Here is a 7,757-nt window from a genome sequence, read left to right as displayed (position 1 = left end):
AACAACGGGGTGGGGGTGGGGGTGGGGGTGGGGTGGGGGGTTACTGGCGGGCTTCGGCTTCGGCCTTCATTCGGGCGGCGCGGTCGATGTCGGCCTGCTGGACGGCTGCCACCGAACCGAAGATGCTGACCGCCTGGTAGTAGGTCCAGGCCAGGCTGTAGCAGGCCGGCCGGACGACCGAGTTGTACGTCGCGCAGACCCGCTTCAGGTCCTCGTAGAAGGCGCTGTCGAGGCGGGACTTGTTGGCGGGGAACTGGCCGACCGCCTTGTAGTTGCGGTAGCCGAAGTCGTGCCGGTAGCAGCCCAGGTTGAAGGTGAACCCGAGCGGGTTGTCCGGGCTGGACGAGCAGTAGTCGGTGGACCAGTTGAAGTTGTACTCGGCCCAGGGGGCCCGGTTGACCCGGGCGCTGTTCCACGAGTTGTAGCTGGACGCGCTGGTCTGGGTCCAGCTGGACAGCACGGACAGCTTCTGGGCGGGGGTGACGGCGGCGGCGGGGGAGGCGATGGTGAGGGTGGCGAGCAGCGCTAACGCGCCCGAGGCGAGCAGGGTGGCGAGACGTCGGGGCACGGGTTACCTCCGCGGGGGGTGAGCGGTGGGACCGAAGTTACCGGCGGGTTACCGGATGTCGATGAGTGTCGATCAGCTGATCAACTACGCGGTATGTGCCTTGCCAACTATTGGTGACATGCGTTGAAACAGACGAATGCCCCGGACGCGCGTGGCGTCCGGGGCACTCAGGAATCGGGTCAGCGCAGCACGAAGGCCGGCGGGCTCGAGGGGCTCTCGTTGGCGGACCGGTCCAGGGCGGTCAGCTGGTAGGTGTAGCGCCGGCCGGGCTCGGCCGAGGTGTCCACCCAGGACTGGCTGGCCCCGGCCGTGGCGCGGACGGTGCCGACCAGGTTCGCGGCGTCGGCCGTGGCGCACCGGACGGGCAGCGTGGTGCCGTCGAACCGGTAGATCGCGTACGAGATGGCGGTGCCGAGCGGGCCGACGCCGTCGGCGGGCTGCCGCCAGGTGAGCCGGACCCCGTCGGCCTGCCGGGTCGTCTTGGTGACCACCGGGAAGAGCAGCGGGCGGGCCGGCAGGTGGGGCATGGCCGGCACCAGCGCCGGGCGGGAGTAGTGCTCAGCCGCGTAGATGTCGGTGGCACCGAGCCGGTTGGCCCGTACCTGCACGGCGGAGAAGTGCACATTGCCCTGCACCTCCGGGTACGACCGGTTGAGCATCAGATGGTCGGACAGCTCGCGCGGGTTCTGCCAGTACGGCCCGTACGCCGGGTCGCCGCTCTTGTAGTCGGCCTGGCCGATGTAGAGCTGCACCCGGGTGCCACGCACCGTCTCGGCCCACCACGGCACCAGCCGCGCGTAGTCCGCCGCCGGGTACTGGCCGATGTACCAGTAGAGCTGCGGCACCACGTAGTCGACCCACTCCTGCTTGACCCACTTGCGGGTGTCGGCGGAGATGATGTCGTACGACTGGCTGCCGGTGGTGTCCGAACCGAGCGGGTCGGCGGTCTTGTTGCGCCAGATGCCGAACGGGCTGACCCCGAACTTCACCCACGGCTTCGCCGCCTTGATCTTGCCGTTCATCTCCTGGATCAGCAGGTTGATGTTGTCCCGCCGCCAGTCGGCCCGGTCGGTGAAGCCCCGGTTGTGGGCCGCGAAGGTCGCGTCGTCCGGCACCTGGTAGGTGCCGCTCGGGTAGGGGTAGAAGTAGTCGTCGAAGTGGACGCCGTCGATGTCGTACCGCTTGACCGCGTCCATCATGGCGGTCTGGACGAACTCGCGGACCTCGGGGATTCCCGGGTTGTAGTAGAGCCGGCTGCCGGCCACGCCGGCCGGTGGGTAGGCGAACGTCCAGTCGGGGTGCTGCTGGGCCGGGTGGCCGGGGGCGAGTTGGGCCAGGTCGGCGCCGGCGCCGCCGGGGGCCGGCATGGAGACGCGGTACGGGTTGAACCAGGCGTGGAACTCCAGGTTCCGTTTGTGCGACTCGTCGACCAGGAAGGCCAGCGGGTCCCAGCCGGGGTCCTGGCCGCGTACCCCGGTCAGGTATTCCGACCACGGCTCGTACGGCGAGGGCCAGAGCGCGTCGGCGGTGGGCCGGACCTGCACCACGACGGCGTTGTGGTTCAGGCGCCCGGCCAGGTCGAGCAGTTCGCGGTACTCGGCCTGCTGGGCGGCGATCCGGTCCGGCGCGGTCTGGGACGCCTTGCTGGGCCAGTCGATGTTGACCACCGACGAGATCCACATGGCCCGGAACTGTCGCTTGGGGGTGGCCGGGTCGGTGGCGCAGGCAGCGGTGGTGGTGGTGTCGGCCGCGCTGGGCGCGGCGCTCGCGGGGGTGACGCTGACGAATGTGCCGAGCAGGGCTGCGACCAGCCCGGCGGCTCCGAGTTGGGTGGCTTTCATGCGGTGTGTCCCTTCGGTGGGGCTCCCGGATGTTTCGCGCGGCGCGCGGCAACATTCGCCGTCGGTGTCCGCGTTCCTGGTAGGAAATTTTCACAGTCTGGCCATCGCCGCAAGAGTTCGGGGTTGACCAATCGCACCGCTGGGTAGCAACGGCGGTCACCGGCCGCCACGGAGGTGGTCGCACGGTGGGAGGGGTGACCGGGTGTCCGTGCTGCGCACAAAACCAATCAAGGACGTGATAGCCCAGGGTGAGGCGGACGGCAGCGACGGCCAACTGGGGCTGAAGCGACGGCTCGGCGCGATCGACCTCACCGGCTTCGGCATCGGCATCGTGATCGGCACCGGCATCTTCACGCTCACCGGGATCGAAGCCCGGGACAGCGCCGGGCCGGGCGTGGTGATCTCCTTCGCCATCGCCGGCGTGGTAGCCCTGCTCGCCGCCCTCTGCTACGCCGAACTGGCCTCCAGCGTGCCGACCGCCGGCAGCGCCTACACCTACGCGTACGCCACGATGGGCGAGATCGTCGCCTGGATCATCGGCTGGGACCTGCTGCTGGAGTTCGCGCTCGGCGCCGCGGTGGTGGCCCGGGGCTGGTCCGGCTACCTCGCCGAACTGCTCGACCTGCCGACCCGGTGGTTCGGCGAGGAGGGCAGCACCGTCAACGTGGGCGCCATCGCCATCGTGCTGATCCTCGGCATCGTGGCCATCGTCGGCATCCGCGAATCCGCCCGGATCACCAACCTGCTGGTGCTGGTCAAGGTGGCCATCTGTGTCTTCGTGGTGGTCGCCGGGCTGTTCTTCGTCAAGGCCGCCAACCTCACCCCGTTCATCCCGCCGGCCGAGCCCGCCGGAAGCGGCGACGACGGCATCAAGCAACCGGTCACCCAGGCGCTGTTCGGGCTGGAGCCGTCGGTCTTCGGCTTCGTCGGGGTGCTCAGCGCCGCCGCCGTGGTCTTCTTCGCGTACACCGGGTTCGAGGCCGTGGCGAACCTCGGTGAGGAGACGCGCAAGCCCAAGCGGGATCTCACCCTGGGTCTGCTCGGCACGCTGCTGATCTCCACGGTGCTCTACATCGGCGTGTCGCTCGTGGTGGTCGGGATGGTTCCGTACAGCGAGATCGACCGGGGCGCCCCGATCGCGTCGGCCTTCGAGTCGGTCGGCGCGGGCTGGGCGGCAGTGCTGGTCTCCATCGCCGCGGTCGCCGGCCTGACCAGCGTCATCCTGGTCGACCTGGTGGCGATGGGGCGGATCGGTTTCGCCATCGCCCGGGACGGGCTGATCCCACCATCGATCGCGAAGGTGCACCCGCGCTGGGGGACCCCGTACCGGATCTCGGCGATCATGACGGTGGCGGTCGCGCTGCTGGCCGGCTTCCTGCCGCTGTCCGCGCTGGCCGACCTGGTCAGCATCGGCGCGCTCTGCGCCTTCGTGCTGGTGTCGGTGGCGGTGCCGATCCTGCGCCGCAGGCGTCCGGACCTGGAGCGGCCGTTCCGGGTGCCGTTCTCGCCGGTGCTGCCGATCGTCTCGGCGCTGGCCTGCTTCTACCTGATGCTCAACCTGTCGGTGGAGACCTGGCTGCGGTTCCTGGCCTGGATGCTGCTCGGCGCGTTGATCTACTTCGGTTACGGCTACCGCCGCAACCGGTTGGCCCGACACGAGCCCGCGGTCGCCCCGGGCCCCCGTGAGCCGACCGCCGACAGCTGATCCGACGGAACGAGGAAGGGCCCCTTGCTGCTGCGAGGAGCCCTTTCCCTGTCGCTGAGACCCCTGGCAGGGGTGGCGCTGACGGTATGGTGCGCCCGTCACCTCGGGGAGGTTGCGGCGTGCGACACAGACTCAAGGACGTGGCCGAGCGAGCCGGCGTCGCCGTGAAGACCGTCTCCAACGTGGTGAACGGCCACGTCCATGTCCGACCGGACACCCGGGCGCGGGTCGAGGAGGCGATCAGCGAACTCAACTACCGGTCCAACCTCTCCGCCCGGCACCTCCGCAAGGGGCGTACCGGCGTGATCGCGCTGGCCGTTCCGGAACTGGACATCCCGTACTTCGCCGAGCTGGCCCGCTACGTGGTCAGCGCCGCCGCCGAGCACGGCTGGACGGTGCTGATCGACCAGACCGGCGGTCGGCGGGAGCAGCAACGGGTCCTCGCCTCAGGCATCACCGGCCACCTGATCGACGGGCTCATCCTCAGCCCGCTGGGGCTCACCGCGGCGGACCTGGCCGGCCTGCGGGTGCCCGAGGACGTGGCGGTGGCCGGCTTCGACGACATCGAGGACGGCAGGTTCGCCATCCCGGCCCTGAGCACCCTCGCCCCGGACAAGGAGCAGATCGCCCGCCTGGCCGTTCAACTCCTCGCCGACCGCCTGACCGGCAACCCCACCCTCCCCACCCGGCAACTGAAGGCCCCGTACCGCCTCCACCTCCGCGAATCCACCGGGGTGAGGCGGGGTGGGTCAGTCGAAGAAGCGGGCTAGGTGGGATTGGGGTGCCGGGTCGGCGTCCGGGGGGAGGGGGGTCAGGTCGGCGAAGATCGAGGCGCCGTCGCAGCCGGCGTGCAGTGGGTACCAGCGCGGGGTGCCCGGGGGCCGGAGCTGACAGATGCCCTTGAACGTCTGCACGTCCATCAGCCGCACGTGGGTCGGGTCGGCCACCGCGTTCACATGACCCCACCAGGGGCTCATCACGTGCAGCACACCACCGGGACGGAGCACCCGATGGCACTCGTCGACCAGCGGCAGGAAGTCGATCAGGTGCTCCAGGATGTGCACAGCGAAGAGGACGTCCACCGAGTTGTCGGCGAGCGGTAGTGAGCCGGACAGGTCCGCGACCGCGTCCACGCCGGGCGCCGGGTAGATGTCCAGCCCCAGGTTGCTCGACCACTGCTTGGTCGGCCCGCAACCGAGGTCCACGACCACCGGCGCCCGCCCGCCGATGCCGACCCGGCACCAGACGCCGTAGACCCCGGCGAGCCGCCCCACCAGGTCCCGCACCAGCCGCAGTTGGGCGGGCTCGGCCACCTCGCCGCTCAGATGGGCCACCCCCCGGTCGAAGCGCACCTCGACCGTCAGGTTCCGCAACCGCTCATCGTGGCGGACCTGGTCCGCCCATGCCTGGGCGAGGAATTCGTCGATCGCCCGCAGCCGGTCGGCCGAGGGTGGAGTCTGCGCCAAAGCGACCATTCGGGTCACCTCCCGCCGCGCGTTACCCGCAATCGCGCCCGTTATGCCCCGCTCGTCCACCTCGCCGCTCGCTGGGGCGAGGCCGCCCACGCGAGTGTCGCGGGATGCGGGCCGGGCCGGGCCGCGAGTCAGCCGGAGATGGTGCGGCGCCCACCGCGCATCCGCTGGCGGGGCGGCGGATCGGCGGGCTTCGGCCGCTTGAGGTGATAGCGGTGCAGTTCGTGGTTGCCGGGCAGGGACGGGTCCTCGCTCATCGCGACCAACTCCCAGCCCTGGTCGCCGGCCCGGTTCAGGTGGGCCAGTGAGGTGTCACCGTAGGGCGTCACGTCGACCATCGAGCCGTCCGGGCCGTACCAGACGAAGACGACCTCCCAGCCGAGGTCGTTGGTCGCGGCCTGGCGGCGGCGGACCAGCAGGGCGTACTCCCACTTGAGCATGGCGTCATTCTCACCCCGCGCCGGCCCGCCGGCACGGATCAATCCTCGGCGATCCGCCCGGCGTCCACCCGCAGTCGCCGGTTGGTCTCGATGGCGGCCAGCATCCGGCGGTCGTGGGTGACCAGCAGCAGCGTCCCGGGGTAGCTGGCCAGCGCCGATTCGAGCTGCTCGATGGCGGGCAGGTCCAGGTGGTTGGTGGGCTCGTCCAGCACCAGCAGGTTCACCCCACGGCCCTGGAGCAGGGCCAGCGCAGCCCGGGTCCGCTCACCGGGGGAGAGGGTGGCCGCCGGTCGGGGCACGTGCGCCGCGCGCAGCCCGAACTTCGCCAGCAGGGTCCGCGCGTCGGCCGGCGACATGTGGGGTACGGCCGCGTGGAACGCGTCGATCAGCGGCGCGTCGCCGAGGAACAACCCACGGGCCTGGTCCACCTCGCCCACCACCACACCGGGCCCGAGCGAGGCGGTGCCCTCGTCCAGCGGCAACCGCCCCAGCAGCGCGGCCAGCAGGGTGGACTTGCCCGAGCCGTTGGCCCCGGTCACCGCGACCCGGTCCGCCCAGTCGATCTGGAGGTCGACCGGGCCGAGGGTGAAGCCACCCCGGCGTACCACCGCTGAGCGCAGCGTGGCCACGACGGCGCCGGCGCGGGGCGCGGCGGCGATCTCCATCCGCAGCTCCCACTCCTTGCGGGGCTCCTCGACCACCTCCAGCCGCTCGATCAGCCGTTCGGTCTGCTTGGCCTTGGCAGCCTGCTTCTCGCTCGACTCGCTGCGGAACTTACGGCCGATCTTGTCGTTGTCGGTGGCCTTGCGACGGGCGTTCTTCACGCCCTTCTCCATCCAGCCGCGCTGGGTGCGGGCCCGCGCCTCCAGGCCGGCCTTCGTGTCCGCGTACTCCTCGAAGTCCGCGCGGGCGTGCCGACGGGCCACCTCGCGCTCCTCCAGGTATGCCGCGTAACCGCCGCCGTAGTGATTGACCTGCTGCTGCGGCAGGTCCAGCTCCAGCACCCGGGTCACCGTGCGGGTGAGGAACTCCCGGTCGTGGCTGACCAGCACCGTGCCGGCCCGCAGCCCGGTGACGAACTCCTCCAGCCGTTCCAACCCGGCCAGGTCCAGGTCGTTGGTCGGCTCGTCGAGCAGGAACACGTCGTACCGGCTGAGCAGCAGCGACGCCAACCCGGCGCGAGCCGCCTGGCCGCCGGAGAGCCCGGTCATCGGGTGGTCCAGGTCGACGGCGAGTCCCAGGTCGGCGCTCACCAGCTCGGCGCGTTCCTCCAGGTCCGCGCCGCCCAGGGCGAGCCAGCGCTCCAACGCGTCGCCGTACGCGTCGTCCGCGCCCGCCGCCCCGGCGGTCAGCGCCTCGGTCGCCGCGTCCAGTGCCGCCTGCGCGGCGGTCACCCCGGTCCGGCGGGCCAGGAAGTCGCGGACCGTCTCGCCCGGCCGCCGCTCCGGCTCCTGTGGCAGATGTCCGACGCTCGCGGTGGGTGGGCTGAGCCGCACGCTGCCGGCCTCGACCGGCAACAACCCGGCGAGGGTACGCAGCAGCGTCGACTTGCCGGCCCCGTTCGGCCCGACCAGCCCCACCACGTCGCCGGGGGCGACCACCAGGTCCAGTCCGGCGAAGAGCGGGCGGTCGCCGTGCCCGGCGGCCAGGTCCTTGACGATCATCGTGGCGCTCATCAGGACGGCAGCCTATCCGGCCGCCCGCATACCAACCGCCGGCAGCGGGCAGACT

Annotated in this window: 7 protein-coding genes; 2 read left to right on the top strand and 5 right to left on the bottom strand. The window is 71.1% G+C overall.

The genetic code is table 11. The features are described 5' to 3' along the window. Positions 1 to 40: 40 nt before the first annotated feature. Together QCZ28_RS32500 and QCZ28_RS32495 are read right to left on the bottom strand one after the other, a co-directional pair. The gene (locus QCZ28_RS32500; RefSeq protein ID WP_279520193.1) at positions 41 to 568 is read right to left on the bottom strand and encodes a phospholipase; all 528 of its coding nucleotides are present in this window, start codon (positions 566 to 568) and stop codon (positions 41 to 43) included. A 179-nt stretch (positions 569 to 747) separates the two neighbouring features. Then, positions 748 to 2,409: a family 10 glycosylhydrolase gene (locus QCZ28_RS32495; RefSeq protein WP_279520191.1), complete on the bottom strand. Its 1,662-nt coding sequence runs from the start codon at positions 2,407 to 2,409 to the stop codon at positions 748 to 750. 202 nt (positions 2,410 to 2,611) lie between these two features. Here QCZ28_RS32495 and QCZ28_RS32490 point away from each other — a divergent pair, with 202 nt between their 5' ends. After that, entirely contained in the window at positions 2,612 to 4,114 is a 1,503-nt protein-coding gene (locus tag QCZ28_RS32490) for an amino acid permease (RefSeq protein WP_279520190.1), read from the top strand. Positions 4,115 to 4,233: 119 nt separating this feature from the next. Beyond that, the gene (locus QCZ28_RS32485) at positions 4,234 to 4,884 is read left to right on the top strand and encodes a LacI family DNA-binding transcriptional regulator (protein ID WP_279520189.1); all 651 of its coding nucleotides are present in this window, start codon (positions 4,234 to 4,236) and stop codon (positions 4,882 to 4,884) included. Here the strand turns inward: QCZ28_RS32485 and QCZ28_RS32480 are convergent. The 3 genes from QCZ28_RS32480 to QCZ28_RS32470 form a co-directional block, all read right to left on the bottom strand. Next, positions 4,864 to 5,589, bottom strand: coding sequence for a methyltransferase domain-containing protein (locus tag QCZ28_RS32480; RefSeq protein WP_279520187.1), 726 nt, complete (start codon positions 5,587 to 5,589; stop codon positions 4,864 to 4,866). The genes QCZ28_RS32485 and QCZ28_RS32480 overlap by 21 nt on opposite strands. Positions 5,590 to 5,717: 128 nt before the next feature. Further along, positions 5,718 to 6,026: a hypothetical protein gene (locus QCZ28_RS32475; protein WP_030329764.1), complete on the bottom strand. Its 309-nt coding sequence runs from the start codon at positions 6,024 to 6,026 to the stop codon at positions 5,718 to 5,720. A gap of 38 nt (positions 6,027 to 6,064) precedes the next feature. Further along, positions 6,065 to 7,702 (bottom strand): ABC-F family ATP-binding cassette domain-containing protein, encoded by a 1,638-nt coding sequence (locus QCZ28_RS32470; RefSeq protein WP_279520185.1) that lies wholly within the window; start codon positions 7,700 to 7,702, stop codon positions 6,065 to 6,067. Between the last annotated feature and the right edge of the window lie 55 nt (positions 7,703 to 7,757).

This window comes from Micromonospora sp. DH14 (assembly GCF_029809455.1).
GTDB lineage: Bacteria > Actinomycetota > Actinomycetes > Mycobacteriales > Micromonosporaceae > Micromonospora > Micromonospora parva.
Note: the sequence above shows the minus strand (reverse complement) of the source record. Positions and strands in the feature narration are given on the sequence as shown.

What these genes read in the sequence shown, in the direction of transcription:
- QCZ28_RS32480 (WP_279520187.1), bottom strand. Translation starts at nt 5,589, where the DNA reads ATGGTCGCTTTGGCGCAGACTCCACCCTCGGCCGACCGGCTGCGGGCG.
- QCZ28_RS32495 (WP_279520191.1), bottom strand. Translation starts at nt 2,409, where the DNA reads ATGAAAGCCACCCAACTCGGAGCCGCCGGGCTGGTCGCAGCCCTGCTC.
- QCZ28_RS32470 (WP_279520185.1), bottom strand. Translation starts at nt 7,702, where the DNA reads ATGAGCGCCACGATGATCGTCAAGGACCTGGCCGCCGGGCACGGCGAC.
- QCZ28_RS32475 (WP_030329764.1), bottom strand. Translation starts at nt 6,026, where the DNA reads ATGCTCAAGTGGGAGTACGCCCTGCTGGTCCGCCGCCGCCAGGCCGCG.